Origin of the sequence: Oceanobacillus luteolus, from assembly GCF_042678205.1 — a bacterium.
Lineage (GTDB): Bacteria > Bacillota > Bacilli > Bacillales > Amphibacillaceae > Oceanobacillus > Oceanobacillus luteolus.
This window is the reverse complement of record NZ_JBHUDE010000142.1, coordinates 1-21,238: the sequence shown is the minus strand read 5'-3', so window position 1 is coordinate 21,238 and position 21,238 is coordinate 1. Positions and strand designations below refer to the sequence as shown.

Sequence of the window (21,238 nt, the reverse complement as noted above, 5' to 3'; positions counted from 1 at the left end):
TGGGCCATGGTGATGAACCAGCTTCTTCTTCATGATGAACTGAAAGATAGGGTGTTAAAATACCTTGAGTAAATGGGGACTTACACACTTTATTTGACAAGCCCCGAATCAAAGAAAAATCACTATTTTCGAAATGAATCAAGATTCTCATACTATGCTTTGGACTCATACTCATCCACTTCAACTTCATTAGCAGTCTCAACTCCCCAACATCGTTGCTATCATCTCTTTATTTTTTTCCTCAAATGCCTCGTTATGGGAAGAAACCATAGCTACTTTAGCTGCATTCGGATCCAAGTAATTTTTCACACTATTTACAGCGTTTACAGCATCTTGAAAAGTACCTGCCAACAGATTGATTTTTCCATCATATGTTAGGATATCCCCTGCAGCAAAGATGCCCTCTTGTGTCGTACACCCAAAAGCATCCCCTTTATAAAAATAATCATCCTTTTTTTCTAGTGTAAGATCCTCAGCCACATTAAAGGAAACATCTTGATTGTAACCATGCTGGACAATCACTTGATCAATCTCTACTCTCTGAGTAATTCCAGACAATATATTTTTCAAGACGACTTGTTTAATCGCCGTATCATCCTCGTTACCAACGAGTGAAGAAATCGTTGTGTTCATGATGAACTTTGCATTGCCTTTTATTAACTTATCCACTTGCGCCTCATGTGCACGGCATTCCTTTTTCCGATACACGATAATTACTTTTTTGGCAATATCCAATAGTTCTACCGCACAATCTATTGCAGCATCTCCGCCTCCGGAAATTAACACGGTTTTATTATGGAATTGTTTCAAGCTTTTCACGGTGTAATGCAGATTTTTCCCCTCATATTTTTCTGCACCAGCTATATCCAACCGCTTCGGCTCAATGATACCTCCGCCTATGGCCAATATGATCGACTTGGAATAATGCTTCATCCCATCATTTGTCGTAATGATAAAATCGTTATTTTCATCTTTTTGAATAAGTTCCACTTTTGTATTCGTACAGACTGTCGGTTCAAAGGTTAATCCTTGTGCGACAATTTGTTTTGCAAAAGCTTCTCCCAAAATAGGGGGTTGTCCACCGACGTCCCAAATCATTTTCTCTGGGTATAATAAAACTTTTCCACCGAGTTCAGATTGACACTCGATTATTTTTGTTTTCAATCCACGTAAGCCACTATAAAATGATGAGAATAATCCAGCTGGGCCACCGCCTATAATAGTAACATCATACTTTTCCAACACTTTAAATGCCCCCATCCTCCAAAGTATTTCTCTGATATATATTGACATCCAATTGTGAACTACCTATGATAGTAAATGATAATGATTATCATTGTCATCAATTATACTATATCACACCTATAATATAAAGAAAGGACCTAATTCTATGAGCATGCAAGTAAAAGATATCCGGGTCGGATATGAAGAAAAAACCATTCTGCATGACTTAAGTTTGGAAATTCCTGAAGGAAAAGTCACAACCATCATCGGATCCAATGGCTGCGGCAAGTCCACCTTGCTCAAAGCGATGACGAGAATCATTGCCCATCAACACGGCCAAATCATCCTGGATGGAAAAGACATCCGTAACATCCATACGAAGGACTTAGCTAAGCAGCTTGCGATTCTCCCTCAAAATCCAGAGAGTGCCAATGGCCTGCTTGTAAGAGAACTCGTTTCGTACGGAAGATATCCATATCAGAAAGGATTCGGTGGCCTAACGAAGCAAGATCATGAAATCATAGATTGGGCGTTAGAAGTCACACGGACGAATGAAATGCGGGATCAGCCAGTAGATGCTTTATCCGGAGGTCAACGGCAGCGTGTCTGGATAGCTTTAGCATTGGCACAGGACACAGATACCATTTTCCTCGATGAGCCAACAACTTATTTGGATATGGCCCATCAATTAGAAGTGTTAGAGCTGCTCACAAGATTGAATAAAGAGGAAAACAAAACGATTGTGATGGTGCTTCATGATCTTAATCAAGCAGCAAGATTTTCTGATCATATTATTGCTTTGTCTGAGGGAAAGATTGTACGTGCAGGAGATGCTGAGGCTGTGATGACATGTGATGTTTTAAGAAGCGTATTCAACATCGATGCAGTCATTAGTACAGATCCTAGAACAAATAAACCAATATGTATAACATATGACTTAATAAAAGGGGATTATGATGATGAAAAAACTTATCATGCCAATGTTGATTTTACTCACTCTTCTGCTAGCAGCATGTAGCAATGACGAGAACTCGGAAAAAAATGATAGTGCAGAGGGAGATACAATCACCTATGAATCTGAAACCGGACCAGTGGAAGTCCCTGCAAACCCAGAGCGTGTCGTTGTTCTTTCCTCCTATGCTGGTGATTTAATCAAATTAGGAGTGAACATTGTCGGCGTTGATACTTGGTCGGCTGATAACCCTAATTTTCAGGAAGCGTTAGAAGGAGCAGAAGTGATTTCCAATCAAGATCTCGAAAAGATTATTGAGCTTGAGCCAGATTTAATTATTGGTTTAAACAATATTGAAAACGCTGATAAACTGCAGGAAATCGCTCCAACCGTCTTGTTCACTTATGGGAAAAACAATTATTTAGAGCAACATATTGAAATTGGAAAAGTCGTGAACAAGGAAGAGGAAGCAACAGAATGGGTAGAAGATTTCAAAAAGCGCGCAGCTGATTTAGGAGAACAAATTAAAGAAGAAATCGGTGAAGATGCAACGGTGACCGTCGTGGAAAACTTTGAAAAGCAATTCTACCTTTTCGGTGATAACTGGGGCCGCGGTACAGAAATCTTGTATCAGGAAATGGGGCTGAACATGCCGGAAGTAGTCGCTGATGTTGCATTGGAGCCCGGATACTTTGCGATTTCTCAAGAAGTACTTGGGGATTATGTTGGAGATTATGTTGTGTTAAGCAAGACGACAGACCATGACACATCGTTTACAGATACGGAATGGTATAACGAAATAGATGCCGTGAAAAATGACCGTGTGCTCGAAGTAGATGCTAAGGCGTTTTACTTTAATGATGCATTGACGCTAGACTATCAATTGGATTATTTTGAAGAAGCATTTCTCAGAAACAACTAACAGAAAGTAGTAGATTGTTATGAATAAGATTCGCTCCATCGCCTTTTCAATAAAAATGATTCTTGCGATATTCACTCTATTTTTGATACTCTATTTCTCTATCATCTATGGAGCGGCAAATACTAGTTTTCAGGATATCTGGCAGGCTGCGCTCGGACAACATGGTGGAGAGTATTATGCTGTTTTACGCGAAATTCGATTTCCTCGTGTGATTGCTGCCTTTTTTGTTGGCAGTGCACTTGCTGTAGCCGGTGCAATAATGCAGGGTGTCACACGTAATCCGCTTGCAGATCCAGGTTTGCTTGGGATAACTGCTGGAGCAAATGCTGGACTTGCACTCACGATGGCATTTTTACCATCTGCTTCTTACTATCTGATTATTATCGGTTGTTTTACTGGAGCAGCAGTAGGTATGGCTATAGTGTACAGAATTGGCACCTCTACACGAGATGGGCTCTCCCCTTTGAAACTCGTATTGGCTGGTGCTGCGGTATCTGCTTTTTTGCAAGCGTTAGCAGATGGAGTAGGGATTGTCTTCCATATTTCCAAGGACGTCTCGATGTGGACGGCTGGTGGTTTAATCGGTACGACATGGCAGGCATTACTAGTTGTACCAATCATCGCAATCGGCATTGTTGCCAGCCTCTGTTTTAGCAGACAGCTGACGGTACTGAGTTTAAATGAAGAAGTAGCGGTCGGTTTAGGACAAAAAACTGCAACATTAAAAGTCATCTTGATGGTATTAGTCGTCATTTTGGCAGGTGCAGCAGTTGCCCTTGTTGGCAATCTGGCATTTGTGGGGCTGATGATCCCGCATATCGTCCGCGGTTTAGTCGGAACCGATTATCGATACATCCTTCCAATGAGCATCATTGTCGGTGGAGGATTTATGATGCTAGCTGACTTGGTCGGACGAACGATAAACGCTCCTTTTGAAACACCTGTCATTGCCGTTGTTTCCATCATCGGGTTGCCGTTCTTACTATTTTTAGTACGTAAAGGGGGGCGACCACTTGGTTCATAAACAAAGAAAATGGCTGTTGATTCTTACGATACTGTTCATTTTCACTTTTCTATTGAGTATTTCACTTGGAAGTTCTTCCGTTTCATTTGGACGTATTCTACCTACCTTGTTCGGTCAAGGTTCGTTCAAAGAAGAATTCATTTTATTTTCCGTTCGATTACCAAGAGTCATTGTACTTTCTCTCGCAGGAATGGCTTTAGCCATCTCCGGCGCCTTACTCCAAAGTGTGACGCGAAATGATTTAGCTGATCCGGGAATTATCGGAATTAATGCCGGCGCCGGCGTTGGTATTACCTGTTTTTATCTATTCATCAAAACGGATATCCAACATTATGCTTACGTCTTGCCAGCTGTTGCGTTTATTAGCGCGCTCCTGACTGCTGCACTTATTTACTTTTTCTCTTATGAAAAAGGCAAAGGAATTCAACCAACAAAGCTTGTCCTGATTGGGGTCGGTTTTGCCTTTACACTATCTGGACTTATGATGGTTCTCGTTTCTTCCGCAGAGCGCAGTGAGGTGGATTTTATCGCACAGTGGCTGGCAGGTAATATCTGGGGAGCGGACTGGCCATTTATTCTAGCTATCCTCCCTTGGTTACTTATCGGGCTGCCGATTGTCTTTTACAAAGCAAACACACTGAACATCTTAACGATGAGCGAACCGACTGCCATTGGATTAGGGATCCATCTTACAAAGGAAAGGCTTCTCCTGATCGTGATTGCTGTAGCACTTGCGGCAGCAGCCGTATCCATCACAGGTGGAATTGGTTTTATTGGACTAATGGCACCACATATCGCGAAAAGATTGGTCGGTCCAAGACATCAATTATTTTTGCCTATTGCATTATTTGTCGGTTCCATCCTGTTGATGATTTCTGATACCATCGGGAGAACCATCATTGAATCCAGTGCCGTCCCAGCAGGTATTATCGTCGCATTTATTGGTGCTCCGTACTTTATTTATCTATTGAGGAGAAACTAAAACATCCATGCTGGCCTTAGATTGAAAGCATACCAGCATGGATTATCCGTTTTATATGAACAACAAAAAAAGCCCTTCTATGACAGAAGAGCTTTTTTCTTATCCGTTATTATCTAACGTTTGTTGCTTGTGGTCCACGGTTGCCTTCTTCGATATCGAAAGTAACTTGTTGACCTTCTTCTAAAGTTTTGAAACCTTCGCCTTGAATTGCTGAGAAGTGTACGAATACATCGTCTCCACCTTCAACTTCGATGAATCCGAAACCTTTTTCTGCGTTAAACCATTTTACTGAACCTGTGTTCATAGATAATTCCTCCATTGTGCTTCAAGCACGTTTATTACTTTGGTTGTTCTGTTAATAATTCAAGACGATGATTTTACATAGTAAGCTGTGACAAAATCCTGTATTGCTAGCACGAACAATTAAGTTAACCACAGTGTAACACGTATACCTGCAAAAAGATACCTTTTTTAAAAACTATTTTTTCATCTTAAACATTTCTCAATTATTTTCCAACTAATCCACCACGGATTCAAACACCATTCCATCTGTTGTTTGAATGGTTAAAGGTTCCCTTATTTCGTCTATACCTATACTAATATAAGGTGCCTTATCTTCCGCTTCACCATCTACAATATTCAGAGTTATTTCCGTAGAACCCCACTTGGATACATTCTCAACTTCAATTTCCTTACCTAAGAAATCCTTCCCTAACATGAGATCGATTTTTTTCTTGCCTTCTAAAATCGTAGAAACTTTATAGTAATTTTCTAAACCTGCCCTGCTTCTATCTTCCACATAGGTAACTCCACCTTGTTCAATAATCCAGTACCCATCGTCCAGGTAAATGCTTAGCCCAATGATAGAAAAGAACAATAATGGTAAAAGTATAAGACTTGCTTTATCTCTTTTCGTAAATTGCTGTGCACTCCCCCTCCGAGTAAATATTGGCAGAAGAAGCGTACCAATAATACTTACAGCAATAAATCCAACACCGACCAATCCATATCCCATTCCTTCAAAACCGCCAACTGCAAAAAGTCCATAAGCAGTAATGGCGAGGGAGAAAAGGAAAGTGATGATTGGCGCCAAAAAGTATTGGCCACTTTTTTTAGATGCAACATAAAAAAACATAAATACAATCGTCCCCAACAAAAATCCACCCATGATAATATTCATGTTAATCCCCCATATCGATAAATGAATAATAAACAAAAAATAATGAAATCTGCCCCAAATTCTATTAAAAGTGTTAAATCTGAATATGATTAGAAACAATGCCACTGGAAAATAAACTATGTAAATCAAACCTTGCAAGTGATCTAATATAACTCTGAAGATTCCAGAGAAAATGCCCATATCATCCCTACATCATTAAGACGGTTGACAGTAAGTAAAAGTTGCGCTTTTTCTGAATTTTTTAGGTGTAAAGTGGAATCTCATAGCTAAACTCATACAAAAACACAAGAATCCCAACTTAGGATTCCTGTATTTCTTCTAAGCTCTTAAGCTTTACTTGCATGATTGAAAAAATAGCTGTTCCAATAAAGCACCTAATGAGTTGATGATAACGCTGTCTTTTGTTTACAATAAGAATTGTAACAAGGAAAATAATGGAAGTAAATGGTGTATCTACAAATATATACAATATTTTACCTATTTTCGGAAAAAGAGGGAAATTGGAGTGGGGAGTATGGTATAAAAGATGATCATCTGGATGCTTGCTTTTATTTTAGCCACAGGTATCTTAATATCTATGGATTATAGAGCGTAACACTCTTTAAATCTAGTCTCCAACAGTATCCAAACAATAGTCATATTTATTAATAAGAGATTCAAAGCTGTATGAGCGACTCCTTTTCCAGTATGTTTTTCTCCAACTCTGTAGCCCAGATGACCAAGACTTTGTTTTTTATCTATACCCACCAAGTTCGTTCTTCCAAGAATCTGGCCGTCTTCATCTTTTATTAAATAAAAAAAGGATAATCCTTCAGCTTGCTCATCCAACAAAGCTTTGTTCCTTTTTATAAAAGTCTCATAGTTATAGTATTCATCCCCACGGCTCGGTACCATCTCTTCAAAATAATCCCTGTTTTCATATTCAAAATCGTAAAGCTTTTCAAAGTCTGATTCCTGCAATTTCGTGATTTTAATATTCATTAGCCGTACTCCGATTCAATATTTTATTATAGTTCCATCTCGCATCTTCATAATAACACTATATTCAAAATAGTTTTACCACATTTAAAGGTAATCAACATATTGATTACCTTTAAATGTGTTGATATATCAGCCTTTAGGCTGTCCTTAAACAAAAAAAGAATTTCCTTGAGAAATCAGGAAATTCCAACTTGAATATCTTCTTTTATTTCAGTTTTAACATAAACCTTTCGATCTGTTTTTCTTCAATCCCCTCGATCAATTTCAATTCACTCATCAAAAAATCACGCGCTTTACCTAGCATTCTTCTTTCACTTGAATTAAGTTTATCTGCTTTCTTTACGCGTATTAAATCTCGGATTACTTCAGCACATGCTTTAAGTTTACCGGTTTTTATTTTATTCATGTTCACATTATGCCTTGTTTTCCAAGGCAGTATTTCATCTGATTCTTCATCTTCAACCATGTTTGCAACTTTTTTTAACGAAGCTAAGTCCGTAACATGCCGTATACTTGAATCCGCTATTTTACTCTCAGGAATCATAACCTTTAAATTATCGAGCACCATTTTGATGATATAATACTCTTGCTTTTCTCCAGAGACTTCCTTTTCTTCTACGGCTTTAATGACACCTGCTCCATGCAGTGGATAAAAAATATTATCGCCAACTTGATACAAACAATCGCCTCCATATTTTCTAACCATCTTTATCATAACATATATATTATTTTTAGTCAAATTATATAATTTTAACACATATTAAACATTGAAGTCAACAATTTTATCGCACCTTTTTAAATATTAAATGCCTCAATTAAAAAGAGAGCAGGCGTAACCTTTTCGACCATCTTCCTCTTGAGAAACACAGCCCACAAAAAAAGTTCCAAGCTTAAGAATCAGCTCGGAACCTTTTATAAAAGTTTATCTATTTGTTAATTCTCTACATCTTCAAGTGTCAATAACGGATAAATACCGTCCTCATCATGCTTTTCCGTACCGACTAGTGGTGGATTGAATACACAGACCATCCGCATGTCTGTTTTCGTACGCAGTTCATGTTTATCGTTTTCATCTAATACATAGATGGTACCTGGCTTAAGTTGCCATACCTGGCCGTTTTCCAGCTTTTCAATTTCGCCTTCTCCTTCGATGATATAAACAGCTTCAATATGATTTTTGTACCAGAAATAGTTTGTTGTCCCGCCTTTGATAATCGTGTCATTTATACTAAATCCAAGTTTATCATGTGCAGAAACAAATCTTCGGCTTCTCCAGTTACCATCAGCTACATCGTCTTTAGTTCCAACAATATCTTCCAGTGATTTTACGATCATTTCTCTATCTCCCTTTTTCTTTTATATTTATTTAAGAACTTCTTTGATACTATCTTCCAAAATACATAAGCCCTTACTCAATCCCTCTTCATCAATCATTAATGGTGGAAGGAATTTGACTACTTCATCTTTTGGTCCAGACGTTTCAACAATCAACCCTCGTTCAAATGCTTCACTACAAATTTTTGTAGCTAATCCTTCTACATTAACGGCAATTCCTTGCATGAGTCCCCTGCCTCGTGCCTCACCGTTAAGCTCTGGATAATTTTCAATGATGGACTGGATTGCTGCTTTCAGTTCGGCAGCACGTTCATGAATATGGTTGGAGAAATCATCCGTAACCCAATAATTCAATGCTTCTGTCGCAGTGATAAATGCTAGGTTATTTCCCCGGAATGTGCCATTATGCTCTCCAGGTTCCCACTGATCATATTCAGGCTTAATCAATGTTATCGCCATTGGTAAACCCGCACCACCAATTGATTTGGAAAGACATACGATATCCGGCTTGATTCCCGCTGGCTCAAAACTAAAGAATGTACCTGTCCGTCCACATCCCGCTTGAACATCATCAACAATTAACAGGATGTCAAAACGTCTACAAATCTCTTCGACTTTCTGCAACCATTCGATTCTCGCAGCATTGATGCCACCTTCTCCTTGAACGGTTTCCAAGATGACGGCTGCTGGTAGATCTAGGCCGCTTCCACTCTCCTCCAGGTAACTTTCCAAGTAAGCGAGCGTTTCCTGATTCTCCATAAACTGATCGAACGGCATAGATACGGAGTGATTTAATGGAATACCTGCACCTTTCCGTTTAAAGGAATTGCCTGTTACAGAAAGCGAACCAATCGTCATTCCATGAAATGCGTTTGTAAAACTAATGACAGTTTGACGCTGTGTTACTTTCCTGGCAATTTTCAAAGCACTCTCAACTGTATTTGTCCCAGTTGGTCCTGGAAACATGATTTTATAGTCCAGCTCTCGGGGTTTAAGGATAATTTCCTGAAACTTTTCGAGAAATTCCTTTCTCGGAGTAGTTCCCATGTCCAGGCTATGAAGAATCCCATCCCGCTCAATGTACTCTATTAATTTCTGTTGCATGTCAGCATTATTATGGCCATAATTCAGTGCTCCTGCGCCTGCAAAGAAATCAATATATTCCTTTCCAGCTGTATCCCATAAACGATAGCCCTTTGCTTTTTCAAATACAGTTGGCCAGCCTCGGCTGTAACTTCTCACCGCTGATTCCAATTCTTCAAACGTTTTCATTTCCTCATTTTTTACTAAAGTTGTATTCAATTAGATTCATCCCTTTATAAATTTTTTATTTATTGGCCCAATACGATATAGCCACTCGGTTTCATGTGCTTCCTTATCACTTTCCGGAAAGTCATCTGATTCAAAATACTTGCTTATCCTATAATTTGATTCAAATTTTCTCGCAAGACCTAAGAACAAATTATTAGAAGGCGTATTTGACTCACCTACCGTGGCTTCAATGTATTTTGCTTGTTCACAACACTCACGATTCAATAGTTGCTTTAACATTTTTGTAGCTAAACCTTTTCCTCGTTGTGATTCATGAACAGCTACCTGCCAAATAAATAAAGTATCTGGTTTTTCTGGGTGCATAAAACCTGAGACGAATCCAACTGGCCTTTCCTCAGCTAGTCCCTCAAAAGCGATAATCGACGACTCCGAAAATACCTCACACCATAAAAGATAGCTATAGGAAGAATTAAGATCGAGATTACCAGTGTGTTTAATCAATCTCCAAACTTCCGCCCCATCCTTCTTCTCTGGCTTCCGAAAAAAATGCTTCGTTTTTACCTTTGACTTCCTAGCAACTTCTAACGTTTTAATAATTTCACCCCTAATTATTTTATTAAAAATATCTATAAACTAATCTCGCAAGGTACGAGATTGTTCACTAATATGTGTGGTCCCAATACTTACAAGACTTTCGATAAAAAGCTCTTTGTTCTTTCATGTTGTGGGTTATCAAAGAGTTCTGCTGGTGAGCCTTCTTCAACGATGAAACCTTCATCCATAAAGATAACGCGATCAGCGACTTCCTTAGCGAATCCCATTTCATGCGTCACAATGACCATGGTCATCCCATCTTCCGCTAAATCCTTCATCACTTGAAGTACCTCCCCAACCATTTCTGGATCTAGGGCTGAGGTCGGCTCATCAAATAACATGATACTCGGCTCCATCGCTAATGCCCGTGCGATCGCAACCCGTTGTTTTTGTCCCCCTGATAAGTTATCTGGATATACCTTTGCTTTATCTACTAATCCCACTTTCTCAAGCAATTGAGATCCAAGTTCTTTTACTTCTGTCTTTGACTTTCCCTTTAATCGCTGTGGACCCATTGTGATATTTTCCATTACAGTCTTGTGGGGAAAAAGATTAAATTGTTGGAAGACCATTCCCATTCGTTGACGTAATTGATTAATATTTGTTTTTGTATCTGTGAGGTTATCTTCTTCAATAAAAATTTCTCCAGCTGTAGGTTCTTCCAAGCGATTCATACAACGCAAAAGCGTGCTCTTCCCAGAACCTGATGGACCAATGACACACACAACCTCTTGTGGCGCCACATCTATATTTATATCTTTTAAAACTTCTAATTTACCAAATGATTTCTTCAAACTTTTTACTTCAATCATTTTCATGCGACATCTAATCTCCTCTCCAACCAGCGTGAGAGTAAGCTCAATGTATAGATGATGACAAAATACAGAACTCCCACTGCAAATAATATTTCAAAAGCCCGGAAATTAGCAGCATAAATCGATTGTCCAGAAAATGTAAGTTCAGCTATACCGATAGCGGAAAGGAGCGAAGTATCTTTAATACTGACAATAAATTGATTAACGAAAGCAGGAATCATACGCCGTACTGCTTGAGGTAATACAATTAATCGCATTGTTTGCCAGTAGGAAAATCCAATCGACCTACCAGCTTCCATTTGTCCTTTATCAATGGAGTTAATTCCGGCTCGGAAAATTTCAACTAAGTATGCAGCTGCATTGATCGTGATTGCAATCACACCAGCAGCAAACGCCGTTAGGTTAACATCGAATACACTAGGTATACCGAAGTAAATAAATAATATTTGGACAAGTAATGGTGTGCCTCGGATCATATCAACAAAAACAGTTGAAATAGCTCTTAGTATTTTGCTTTTCGTAATACTGAATACACCGAGTACAAGTCCAATGACCATTGCAAGGACTAGTGATATAATTGTTATTTCTAAAGTCAATCCCATTCCACTTAACAGAGTGGGTAATGCATCAAGTATGATTTGTATAGTTTCCATCTAACACACGATCCCTCTTTCTCTCAGATTCAGCCAATCCTTATTCAGAGAAATAACGATTGTAAATCTCGTCAAACTCCCCACTATCTCTTAATTCCTGAAGTCCGTCATTCATTTTTTCTAATAGACCATCACTGTCTTTAGAAATAGCAATTCCGTAATCTTCGCTTGGATACATATCGCCCACGATCTCAAGCTCGGAATCTTCTCCATCCTGTTTCAATTTATAAGCAACACTTGGATAATCATTGATAACGATATCCGCATTTCCGTTTTCTAATTCCATATACATGGTTGCATCATCTTGAAGTGTCGTAACTTCAACATCATATTTTTCAGCAAGTTCATTGGCCAGTTTTAAACCGGATGTTCCCTGTTTCGCGACAATCACTTTGCCATCCAGATCTTTTTCACTTTCAAAATCATTGCCCTCTAGCGCCACTAAAGATAAACCAGACTCAAAATATGGATCGGAGAAGTCCACAACTTCTAGACGGTCCTCCCGGATTCCAATGGCTGAAACAGCGGCATCGACTTGATTTGCTTGAAGCGCCGGAATAATGCCATCAAATTTCATGATTTCCCAGTCGACAGACAAGCCCGCTTTCTCCGCAACCGCTTCCACTAATTCAACATCAAACCCAGTCAATTTATCATCTACCTTAAATTCAAATGGGGCGTAATCTTGAACAACCGCAACACTAATCGCATCATTTGCTTCATCTGACGGATCACCGCTTACCTCTTCTGAACCGCATGCGGCTAACGCAGTTGCAAGAATACTAAGTAGCGTAAGCATAACGAGTCGACTAACAATCCTATTTCCCTTTTGTTTGAACACGAATAATAAATCCTCCTCGAATGTCTTTTTATTTCGAAACGATGGTTTTTATTATATCAATGGACCTAAGATTTCTGAAATTAGATAAACAACGGTTAATAGTGATATTTTTATATATTTCAATATCAGAGAGGTCTATGTACTAATTTTTGCAAAAAACCTTACAAATGGTTAAGTATCCTAACATATCCTGCAGATTTGTAATTTTGGGGAGGTTGTGAGCGGTTGTTGGATCCATAAATCTCGCTCATCTCGAATGTAAAAGGATTTATTTCACAAAAAAAGCTGGTCTCCAATCAGGAAACCAGCTTCTATCATGTATATTTATGCTACGTCATACCCTTGATCTTCAACAGCTTCTTTCATATTTTCTAAAGAAACTTTTGATTCATCATAGGTGACTTCTACTTTACCAGAATTTAAATCCACTTCTACAGCAGATACGCCATCCAACCCTTTCAATGCGCCTTCTACAGACGCTTGGCAGTGGCCGCAAGACATGCCTGTAACATTTAATGTTTGTTTTTGCATAGTTCTCACCTCCTTTAAAGTTCAAGATTACGTTTATATCTTAACCCTCTTTAGACGAAGCGAGTTGGAAACTACACTGACGGAACTCAGTGCCATCGCAGCGCCGGCAATCCAAGGAGCAAGGAGTCCGATGGCTGCGATTGGGATTCCTGCCGTGTTATAGCCAAATGCCCAAAACAGGTTTTGACGGATATTTTTAATCGTTGCTCTGCTGATTTTGATTGCTTTTGGAATGAGTAGTAACTCGCCGCCAAGAATCGTGACGTCAGCTGCTTCAATCGCAACTTCTGTCCCTGTACCGATGGCAATTCCGATATCTGCAATTGCTAAGGCAGGAGCATCATTTACTCCATCTCCAACCATCCCGACTTTTTTACCTTTCAACTGGATTTCCTTCACTTTATCCGCTTTTTCTTCAGGTAAAACTTCAGCAATCACTTCGGTAATGCCTACTTGTTTCGCGATGGCTCTTGCCGTCCGTTCATTATCTCCTGTCAGCATGATTACTTCTAATCCTTGGTCTTTCAACTCTTGGATGGCTTGTGGAGCTGTATCTTTAATCGTATCCGCGACAGCAATAATCCCTTTAAATTCTCCATCGACAGCGATCAACATCGCCGTCTTTCCTTCCATTTCATACTGCACTAATTCTTGCTCGGCGTCACCGACTTCAATGTGGTGGTCTTGCATAAGTTTTCGATTTCCGACAAGAATGTTTTTTCCAGTAATCGTTGCTTCAATACCATGACCAGGTATCGCGTTAAAATCATCCACCTCAGCAAAATCCATATTCTGTTCTGTTGCATACGTGACGATTGCTTCTGCAAGCGGGTGTTCCGAGCCTTTTTCCGCACTTGCCAGAAGTTGTAATGTTGCTTCATCACCTATGAAATTTGTGACTTCAGGTTTACCTTTTGTAATCGTACCTGTCTTATCTAGGATGATCGTGTTAAGTTCATGGGTACGCTCGAGATGTTCGCCACCTTTGAAAAGGATTCCCGTTTCAGCTGCTTTACCTGTACCGACCATAATTGATGTCGGTGTCGCAAGCCCCAACGCACAAGGACAAGCGATGACAAGTACAGCAACCGCTGCAAGCATCGCATATTCGATTTGCCCTGGTTGGACAAAGGCAATCCACACAACGAAAGTCAAAATCGCAATACCTACAACAATTGGTACAAAATAGCTGGAAATCACGTCAGCTAACCGTTGAATTGGTGCCTTCGATCCTTGAGCTTCCTCTACCACTTTTACAATCGATGCAAGGGCGGTATCTTTACCAACCTTCGTCGCTTCCATTTCGATGACTCCATTTTTATTAATCGTCGATCCAATCACGGTTGCATCCATGCCTTTTTCAATCGGGATTGATTCACCGGTCAGCATCGATTCATCGACGGAGGTACGACCTTTCACTACAACACCGTCTACTGGAATTTTCTCGCCTGGTTTCACAACTAAACGATCGCCAACGGTAACTTCTTCAACAGGAATCATCGTTTCTTCACCGTTTCGAATGACACGTGCTTCTTTCGCTTGTAAATTGAGTAAAGAAGACAGCGCAGTTGATGTTTGACTTTTCGCTCTCACTTCCAAATATTTACCAACGAGAATCAACGTAATGATGACTGCACTTGTTTCAAAATATAAATGCGGTTCGTATGCAGGATTTCCTATCGTCCTGATTGCTTCGTATAAACTGTAGAAATACGCAGCACTTGTACCCAGGGCGACAAGGACATCCATATTCGCTCCGCCATTCCGGAGACTCTTATAAGCACCGGTGTAAAATTGCCAACCGATAAAAAATTGCACCGGAGTCGCCAAAGCGAACTGGAACCATGGGTTCATAAAAATATCCGGAATGCTCATATTGAATAAATGAACAAGCATCGTTACCAACAATGGAGCAGTTAGTATGGATGAGATGAGAATTTTCATCTTCATGGTCTTTAATTCTTTTTCTTTATGCGTTTGTTTCGCTTCACTTTCTTCTTTAGGCTTTGCATCGTAACCCATTTTTTGAATTTTAACGATTAAATCATCCATGTCGATGATTCCAGGATTATACTGGACAGACGCATTTTCTGTTGCAAGGTTTACGGTTGCTTGCTTGACACCATCTTGCTTATTCAGCACTTTTTCTATTCGGCTTGAACATGCAGCACAGGTCATGCCAAACACATCAAGGTCGACTTGCTCTGTGACGACACCATAACCGATATGTTCAATTTTTTTCGTAATGTCATCGATAGAAACGACTTCTGAATCATAATCGATCGTGGCCTTCTCTGTTGTCAAATTGACTTGAGCTTCGACCCCGTCCATCTTATTCAATACTTTTTCCACACGGCTGGAGCATGCAGCACACGTCATACCTGTAATGCCAAATGTCGTATGATTCGTCTCACTCATAAAATCCCTCCTTATTTAGAGATTTGTTTTAACACGTTCATTAATTCGTCGATTGCTGGTTCACCTTCGCCAGATTTCATTGCATCGCTGACACAATGTTTAATATGTCGTTCCGTTACTTCATGACCAACTTTCTTCAATGCTGCCTGAATCGCACTGATCTGCACCAATATATCTAAGCAATACCGGTCTTCCTCGACCATTTTTTGAATACCACGCACTTGCCCTTCAATCCGTTTCAATCTATTGATAACTGTCGTTTTCTCCGATTCCGTTCTCGGAGTAACTGGGTGATCGTGCAGAAATTTATCCAACATCATCACATCCTTCACCTTATACTTATACCATACCCCCCTAGAGTATTTTTGTCAATAAATAAATTCGGGGTATGAATTAACGGTTTACTATGAGTTAGTGTTATCAATTCCTTCTATAATAATTGATTCTATGCCCATGTTCGAATCAACTAGTTAGCATATAAATGACAGCTTATCCGAAAATACAGGTACCCCCCTTAGGTATATAATATGTTATCTTTGTTTAATCCAATACATATCGGGAAACTTAAATTGTATAGCATCATTTTATACTATAGGAGGGTATCTAAAATGCCACACGAACAACATCAAGAATTGCTAGAAGCACTGCACGAATGTATGGAAGCTTGCAATCATTGTTATGATGCATGCCTAAAAGAAGAAGACGTAAAAATGATGGTGGACTGTATACGGCTGGATAGAGAATGCGCTGATATTTGCGCTTATTTAGAGCAGGCCATTGCAAGAAATAGTCAATTCATCCCTCAATTGGCTGCAGTATGTGCCGAAATCTGTGAAGCTTGTGGAAACGAATGTAAGAAGCATGATCATGAACATTGTCAGAGATGCGCCGAAGCATGCTTCCATTGCGCAGAAGTCTGCCGAAAGATTGCTTAACTCTAGATAAATGAAAAAGTGGTTCCAGACATCCTATTCAAGATGTTTGGAACCACTTTTTGCTGGGTATATGATTGTTACTATATTAATCTTTGAAAATATAAGGGACCTTATTTCAGATAGTCCATCGGGTTTTGTAAAGCACCATTTTTACGTACTTCAAAGTGTAAATGGATTCCTGTGGAGTTACCTGTGTTACCCATTATCCCGATAACTGATCCTGTGCTTACTTCTTGTCCAACCGATACGTGGATTTCAGACAAGTGTGCATAAAGAGTTTTCAAGCCATTGCTGTGCTCGATTTCGATTCTGTTTCCAAAACCGCCCGTATGACCTGCTTTGACGACCACGCCATCTGCAGCAGCGAGAATATTATAATTACTTGGACGTGCGATATCGATACCCTGATGCTGTCTACCCCAACGTGGGCCCATGTAGCTGGAAATATATCCTCCCACAGCTGGCCATGCTAAATAGCCACCATTTGATTGGCTGCTGCTATACGTTGAGAGATCACCATCTGAACCACCAGAAGATGCAATTTGAGTCGACGGAGCCGGTCTCGTCAATTCTGAGATATTCGCTCTTACTTCTCTTTCAAGTGCTGCTAGTTTACTATCTTCCATCTTCAACTCTTCTACTTTAGCAACGAGAGTTTGTTCTTTTTCTTTTAAGTTAGCTTGCTTTTTCTTCGTTTCTTTCTCTTGATCTTCAATTAATGCTTGCATGCCTTCTAACTCGGCTTTCAAATCAGTCAATTCATCAAGTTTAACTACGACTTCTTCTTTCTTTTCTTCCACAATGACTTTATCTGCTTCAATTTGTTCCATCAAAGCTGCATCAGAGTCGGTAATTTTATTGATCGCGCTGACACGGCTGATGAAATCACCGAAACTTTGCGATCCGAATAGTACTTCTATGTATGATATATTTCCACCATTTTTCTGGTAAGCAACTGCACGCTCTTTTAGGATTTCAAAACGTTTTTCAATTGCATCTTCCAATTCTGCAATTTCTTTTTCAAGCTCATCTATCTCTGATTCTGTATCTATAATATCTTCTTCATTTTGCTTCAATGATTTTTTATTTTCTTCCAAAGCTTTTTGAATTCGACTAATTTCAACATTGATTTCTTCCAATTCAATGAGAAGGTCAGCAACTTCCGCTTCCGCTTCAGTAAGGTTAGCTTTTAAATCTTTTCTGTCCTGCTTAAGTTCCGTCTCTTTGCTCTTTAAATCTTCAACTGAATTTGCTGATGCTGGAGTACTGAAAAATACACTACCAATACCAACCACAGCAACTGTAGTAATTGTCATCAATTTTTTCTTCATTTTTCGTTCCCCGTTTCCATCACAACCATTGCCTAACTATAACTATGTCATTCTATCATCTATGTAAAACGCAATTTCGTGAACTTTATTTTTTCTAAGCCATAGGCATTTTATCATATAAACGTTTCACTCGAGTTATCTTTATGTTACAGTTTTGTTTCAAAAAATGACAAAATCTTTCATCATTTACGAAAAACTTAGTACTATTCTATCTACAAAGCCTATGGTTACAGGTGTTTGTTTTCTTAAAACAGGATATATGGCCTACTGAGCTTTGTTACATTAAGGCGAAAAATGTCAAAAATTAACGGTAAAGACTAGAAGGAAATTATCCCTATTTCCCGTCTTTACCGTTTCAATTAAATTTAGCTTTTAGATCCTTGTATGTATATTTAATTCCTTTTCTTCCTGACTGACTTTTCAAGAGAGAGTATATCTTCCTCTAAATTCATCATCTTCTGATCGACCATTGCTTTGGCATCCCTTATCCCCTGATTGTATATATGCGGTCCAATCTCTTCTAGAAAGTAATGCAGCATATTTTCTGCGGCCAATTCTCCAATTTCCTCTGAACGCTCATTGTAAAAATAATCCTTTAAAGAACTAATCATTTCTTCTTTCGTTTCTTTAGCTATTCGAATAACCATATTTGGATTTCACTCCTTTTGTGCTCATAAAATACTTCTTGATAGTATAAGAAAATCACATGACGATCACATTATCAACTTTTCCTATCCGCTTAAAACTCTCTTAGCGAGTTGAAGACATATTTTACAGACAAAAGGGACTAACCTGATCGTTAATCCCTTTCGCTGTCACCGTGGCTATAAGATAGTTTCAATTTCCTTCAGTAGTTCAAAAGCACCTTCTGATTCATTGGAACAGACTACAATTATAGACTGAGTGCCTGGATAGTACACGGCCCGGAAATTAACCCCTGGGTCGTATCCCATCTGAATATACTTTACAATCTTTTTCTCGTCGTCCAATTCCATGTAACCGCAATACCCGTAGTATATATTGTCTTCCTCATAGACAACTTCACGTGGCGCCAATAGTTTCTGAGTCATATCTTCTGACAACAATCGATGGCTCATCAATGCTTCCCAGAACTTGGCCATATCTTCCACGGTGACATATGCTCCTCCATCTGGTCCGCCTTTTACCGGTAAGGAATAGATGTTTGTTTTCCAATTCCCATCCGGTTCCTCTATATAACCTAATGCAGTTCTTCCTGGCAATCGATCCATTTCAAAATAGCCAGAATCCATCATACCCGCTTTTTGAAAGATATGTTCCTCAACGAATGCAGTAAAATTGCATTTAGTCACCTGTTCTACAATAAGCCCTAGCAATATATAACCAGAGTTGTTGTACTGAAACGAACCATTGATACTACCTTGCATCTCTTCATATTGAATCATCGGTAAAAAATCCTTTGGCGAACGGATCGTATACATCGGCCTTGATTTCCAAAGGAGCTCAAAATCATCCATGATTTCTTCATTGAAATAGTCAGGGACGCCCGATGTATGTGTCAGTAGATGATGTATCGTGATATCACCATCAAAGTTAGGTAAATCGATATCAAGACAATCCTTTAATTTGGAGTCAAATGAAATTTTTCCAGACTCTACTAACATACAAATGGAAACCGCTGTAAATATTTTGCATCCTGAAGCAATCGCAAACCTCGTATCCGGTTCATTCGCGATTTTTTCTGAACGATTGGCGAATCCGCTGCTTCCTTGCAGAATTTCATTACCTCTTTTTGCATAATAAGCGCCGGAAAAATGAAGCTCTTCCTGTTTCTCTTTTAGGTAGTTCAATTTGTTTGTATTATCCATTTTATTACCTCCTGAATTCCTTATTTTTTTGTTTAATTAGATGAATAGGAATCCAGTTAGCTTGTTCATACCATGTGACGCTTCATACGATTTCCTCCTCGGCATTACGTCTATTAACAAGTATATTAATCTATTAATTCAAATGCAATTCAAATTAAAATATTTCGATAATATTTATTATATTCTCGTGTGTGGATGAATAATTCTTTATCATTCCAGCCTATAATCAGCATTTGGGAGAATCATTTGATTTAAGCTTAGAAACAACTTTTGCTGTGCTGGATTTTGCCAATCCTCAGGATACTCAGCCATTAACCATATGACTTCATCAAGAAAAATATGACGTTTTGCTCTCTCCCAATGTCTTTTTTCCGCTTCTGTGAGCTCTACATATGTTTGATAGCCAGAAAGGAATGTCTTCCACTCTTGTGTTGTAAAGACACGGTCTGGTGCATCGTGATGTTCATTATGGAAAAGCAATAGCGCTAAAGCAAGGTCAAATATCCTAGGAGCCCAAGTTGCATTATCCGGATCGATGAGATATGGCTCTGGAGTCATAATTAAATTGTTCGCCTTATAATCATAAGTTGTTGCAATATGAGGTAAATCAGTCTGCTGCAACTCTCCTTGAACGATGACAGCCTCCTGCAGAACGTCTCTCAAACTCTCCAAATCAAATGTTAATTGCGCCTCTCTAATATGCTTTGTTATAGCAGCCATACTCTCCTCTACTTCATCCTGGTTAAAATCATATACATCGTATTCAGGAAGACCATATGTATTGGAATCCGGAGATAAGCTGTGGATTTTCCCCAACAGTTGGCCGGCCTCAAAAATTTCCCGGTCACTTCCCGTATAAGTTGTTCCTTCAATAAAGGGGTATACAACAAAATTGTATTCACCAATTCTTTGGGGATTTTCCTCGTCAAGCTTCACTGGTGTTACTACCTTTACTACATTTCTTTTTAACATCGATGTATATTCCATCAATCGTTCAGCATGCTCTTGTGTACGCTTGACAATGACATCACGCTCTTCATGCTTCACACGATAGACCGGTGAATATGGATATATACTCACCGGTTCTTCTTTTATGTCAAATCCAAATTTATTTAGGACATCTTTTCCATTCATTACTCTCCCCCTGGCTCTTTTAGTAAGACATTCATTGTAAAAAATCACTACAATCGAATATGAGAGCTACTCACGTTCAAGTAGATGGCAAAATTCAGTTCAATCGTACGCAAGAACAATTCACGTCTGACGAGAAAACAAATACTCACTACAATCAAACGTAAGAGCAGCTCACGTGCGACGAGAAGACAAATACTTCACTACAATCAAATGTAAGAACATCTCACGTGCGACGAGAAGACAAATACTTCACTACAATCAAACGCA

At 39.1% G+C, this 21,238-nt stretch carries 23 protein-coding genes; 5 read left to right on the top strand and 18 right to left on the bottom strand.

Features of this window, described 5'->3' with window-relative positions:
* Nucleotides 1-198: 198 nt before the first annotated feature.
* Nucleotides 199-1,245, bottom strand: coding sequence for an NAD(P)/FAD-dependent oxidoreductase (locus tag ACFSBH_RS15280; RefSeq protein WP_251515932.1), 1,047 nt, complete (start codon nucleotides 1,243-1,245; stop codon nucleotides 199-201).
* Between the two features lie 145 nt (nucleotides 1,246-1,390).
* Between ACFSBH_RS15280 and ACFSBH_RS15275 the strand changes: the two genes are divergently transcribed.
* The 4 genes from ACFSBH_RS15275 to ACFSBH_RS15260 are packed head-to-tail and all read left to right on the top strand — an operon-like array spanning nucleotide 1,391 to nucleotide 5,104.
* Complete coding sequence (locus tag ACFSBH_RS15275) at nucleotides 1,391-2,242, top strand: ABC transporter ATP-binding protein (RefSeq protein ID WP_251515930.1); 852 nt, start codon at nucleotides 1,391-1,393, stop codon at nucleotides 2,240-2,242.
* The gene (locus ACFSBH_RS15270) at nucleotides 2,184-3,098 is read left to right on the top strand and encodes an iron-hydroxamate ABC transporter substrate-binding protein (RefSeq protein ID WP_251515928.1); all 915 of its coding nucleotides are present in this window, start codon (nucleotides 2,184-2,186) and stop codon (nucleotides 3,096-3,098) included. The genes ACFSBH_RS15275 and ACFSBH_RS15270 overlap by 59 nt, the downstream gene beginning before the upstream one ends.
* Nucleotides 3,099-3,117: 19 nt before the next feature.
* Nucleotides 3,118-4,122, top strand: a complete 1,005-nt coding sequence (locus ACFSBH_RS15265; protein ID WP_379598423.1) for a FecCD family ABC transporter permease — start codon at nucleotides 3,118-3,120, stop codon at nucleotides 4,120-4,122.
* Nucleotides 4,112-5,104, top strand: a complete 993-nt coding sequence (locus tag ACFSBH_RS15260; RefSeq protein WP_251515923.1) for a FecCD family ABC transporter permease — start codon at nucleotides 4,112-4,114, stop codon at nucleotides 5,102-5,104. Before ACFSBH_RS15265 ends, ACFSBH_RS15260 begins: the two co-directional genes overlap by 11 nt.
* Nucleotides 5,105-5,213: 109 nt before the next feature.
* Here ACFSBH_RS15260 and ACFSBH_RS15255 read toward each other — a convergent pair whose 3' ends face one another.
* From ACFSBH_RS15255 to ACFSBH_RS15195, 13 genes are all read right to left on the bottom strand, one after another.
* Nucleotides 5,214-5,408, bottom strand: coding sequence for a cold-shock protein (locus ACFSBH_RS15255; protein WP_251515920.1), 195 nt, complete (start codon nucleotides 5,406-5,408; stop codon nucleotides 5,214-5,216).
* A 213-nt stretch (nucleotides 5,409-5,621) separates the two neighbouring features.
* Complete coding sequence (locus ACFSBH_RS15250; protein ID WP_251515917.1) at nucleotides 5,622-6,284, bottom strand: YesK-like family protein; 663 nt, start codon at nucleotides 6,282-6,284, stop codon at nucleotides 5,622-5,624.
* A gap of 582 nt (nucleotides 6,285-6,866) precedes the next feature.
* A complete protein-coding gene (locus ACFSBH_RS15245; RefSeq protein ID WP_251515914.1) occupies nucleotides 6,867-7,265 on the bottom strand; it encodes a GNAT family N-acetyltransferase in 399 nt (132 codons plus the stop codon).
* Between the two features lie 205 nt (nucleotides 7,266-7,470).
* Nucleotides 7,471-7,944, bottom strand: coding sequence for a CarD family transcriptional regulator (locus tag ACFSBH_RS15240; protein ID WP_251515911.1), 474 nt, complete (start codon nucleotides 7,942-7,944; stop codon nucleotides 7,471-7,473).
* Between the two features lie 254 nt (nucleotides 7,945-8,198).
* Nucleotides 8,199-8,600, bottom strand: coding sequence for an ectoine synthase (locus tag ACFSBH_RS15235; protein WP_251515909.1), 402 nt, complete (start codon nucleotides 8,598-8,600; stop codon nucleotides 8,199-8,201).
* Nucleotides 8,601-8,627: 27 nt separating this feature from the next.
* Nucleotides 8,628-9,872, bottom strand: coding sequence for a diaminobutyrate--2-oxoglutarate transaminase (gene ectB, locus ACFSBH_RS15230; RefSeq protein ID WP_251515975.1), 1,245 nt, complete (start codon nucleotides 9,870-9,872; stop codon nucleotides 8,628-8,630).
* A 36-nt stretch (nucleotides 9,873-9,908) separates the two neighbouring features.
* Entirely contained in the window at nucleotides 9,909-10,466 is a 558-nt protein-coding gene (gene ectA / locus ACFSBH_RS15225; RefSeq protein ID WP_349774368.1) for a diaminobutyrate acetyltransferase, read from the bottom strand.
* An 89-nt stretch (nucleotides 10,467-10,555) separates the two neighbouring features.
* A complete protein-coding gene (locus tag ACFSBH_RS15220; RefSeq protein WP_251515974.1) occupies nucleotides 10,556-11,278 on the bottom strand; it encodes an amino acid ABC transporter ATP-binding protein in 723 nt (240 codons plus the stop codon).
* A gap of 2 nt (nucleotides 11,279-11,280) precedes the next feature.
* Nucleotides 11,281-11,934 (bottom strand): amino acid ABC transporter permease, encoded by a 654-nt coding sequence (locus tag ACFSBH_RS15215; RefSeq protein ID WP_251515905.1) that lies wholly within the window; start codon nucleotides 11,932-11,934, stop codon nucleotides 11,281-11,283.
* 40 nt (nucleotides 11,935-11,974) lie between these two features.
* Entirely contained in the window at nucleotides 11,975-12,775 is an 801-nt protein-coding gene (locus ACFSBH_RS15210) for a transporter substrate-binding domain-containing protein (RefSeq protein ID WP_251515903.1), read from the bottom strand.
* A gap of 324 nt (nucleotides 12,776-13,099) precedes the next feature.
* On the bottom strand, nucleotides 13,100-13,306 hold the full coding sequence (gene copZ, locus ACFSBH_RS15205; RefSeq protein WP_251515901.1) for a copper chaperone CopZ: 207 nt from the start codon (nucleotides 13,304-13,306) through the stop codon (nucleotides 13,100-13,102).
* Between the two features lie 33 nt (nucleotides 13,307-13,339).
* Nucleotides 13,340-15,724 (bottom strand): heavy metal translocating P-type ATPase, encoded by a 2,385-nt coding sequence (locus ACFSBH_RS15200; protein ID WP_379598418.1) that lies wholly within the window; start codon nucleotides 15,722-15,724, stop codon nucleotides 13,340-13,342.
* Between the two features lie 11 nt (nucleotides 15,725-15,735).
* A complete protein-coding gene (locus ACFSBH_RS15195; protein ID WP_251515897.1) occupies nucleotides 15,736-16,041 on the bottom strand; it encodes a metal-sensing transcriptional repressor in 306 nt (101 codons plus the stop codon).
* Between the two features lie 291 nt (nucleotides 16,042-16,332).
* On the opposite strand from ACFSBH_RS15195, the gene ACFSBH_RS15190 reads away from it, so the two are divergent.
* Nucleotides 16,333-16,659 (top strand): four-helix bundle copper-binding protein, encoded by a 327-nt coding sequence (locus ACFSBH_RS15190; protein ID WP_251515889.1) that lies wholly within the window; start codon nucleotides 16,333-16,335, stop codon nucleotides 16,657-16,659.
* Nucleotides 16,660-16,769: 110 nt separating this feature from the next.
* Here the strand turns inward: ACFSBH_RS15190 and ACFSBH_RS15185 are convergent, their stop codons facing one another.
* The 4 genes from ACFSBH_RS15185 to ACFSBH_RS15170 form a co-directional block, all read right to left on the bottom strand.
* Nucleotides 16,770-17,990, bottom strand: a complete 1,221-nt coding sequence (locus ACFSBH_RS15185; RefSeq protein WP_251515887.1) for a murein hydrolase activator EnvC family protein — start codon at nucleotides 17,988-17,990, stop codon at nucleotides 16,770-16,772.
* A 392-nt stretch (nucleotides 17,991-18,382) separates the two neighbouring features.
* Nucleotides 18,383-18,637: a DUF2164 domain-containing protein gene (locus ACFSBH_RS15180; protein WP_251515885.1), complete on the bottom strand. Its 255-nt coding sequence runs from the start codon at nucleotides 18,635-18,637 to the stop codon at nucleotides 18,383-18,385.
* A 177-nt stretch (nucleotides 18,638-18,814) separates the two neighbouring features.
* The gene (locus tag ACFSBH_RS15175) at nucleotides 18,815-19,837 is read right to left on the bottom strand and encodes a serine hydrolase domain-containing protein (protein ID WP_251515883.1); all 1,023 of its coding nucleotides are present in this window, start codon (nucleotides 19,835-19,837) and stop codon (nucleotides 18,815-18,817) included.
* Nucleotides 19,838-20,047: 210 nt separating this feature from the next.
* Entirely contained in the window at nucleotides 20,048-20,971 is a 924-nt protein-coding gene (locus ACFSBH_RS15170) for a phosphotransferase enzyme family protein (protein ID WP_251515881.1), read from the bottom strand.
* Nucleotides 20,972-21,238 lie beyond the last annotated feature (267 nt).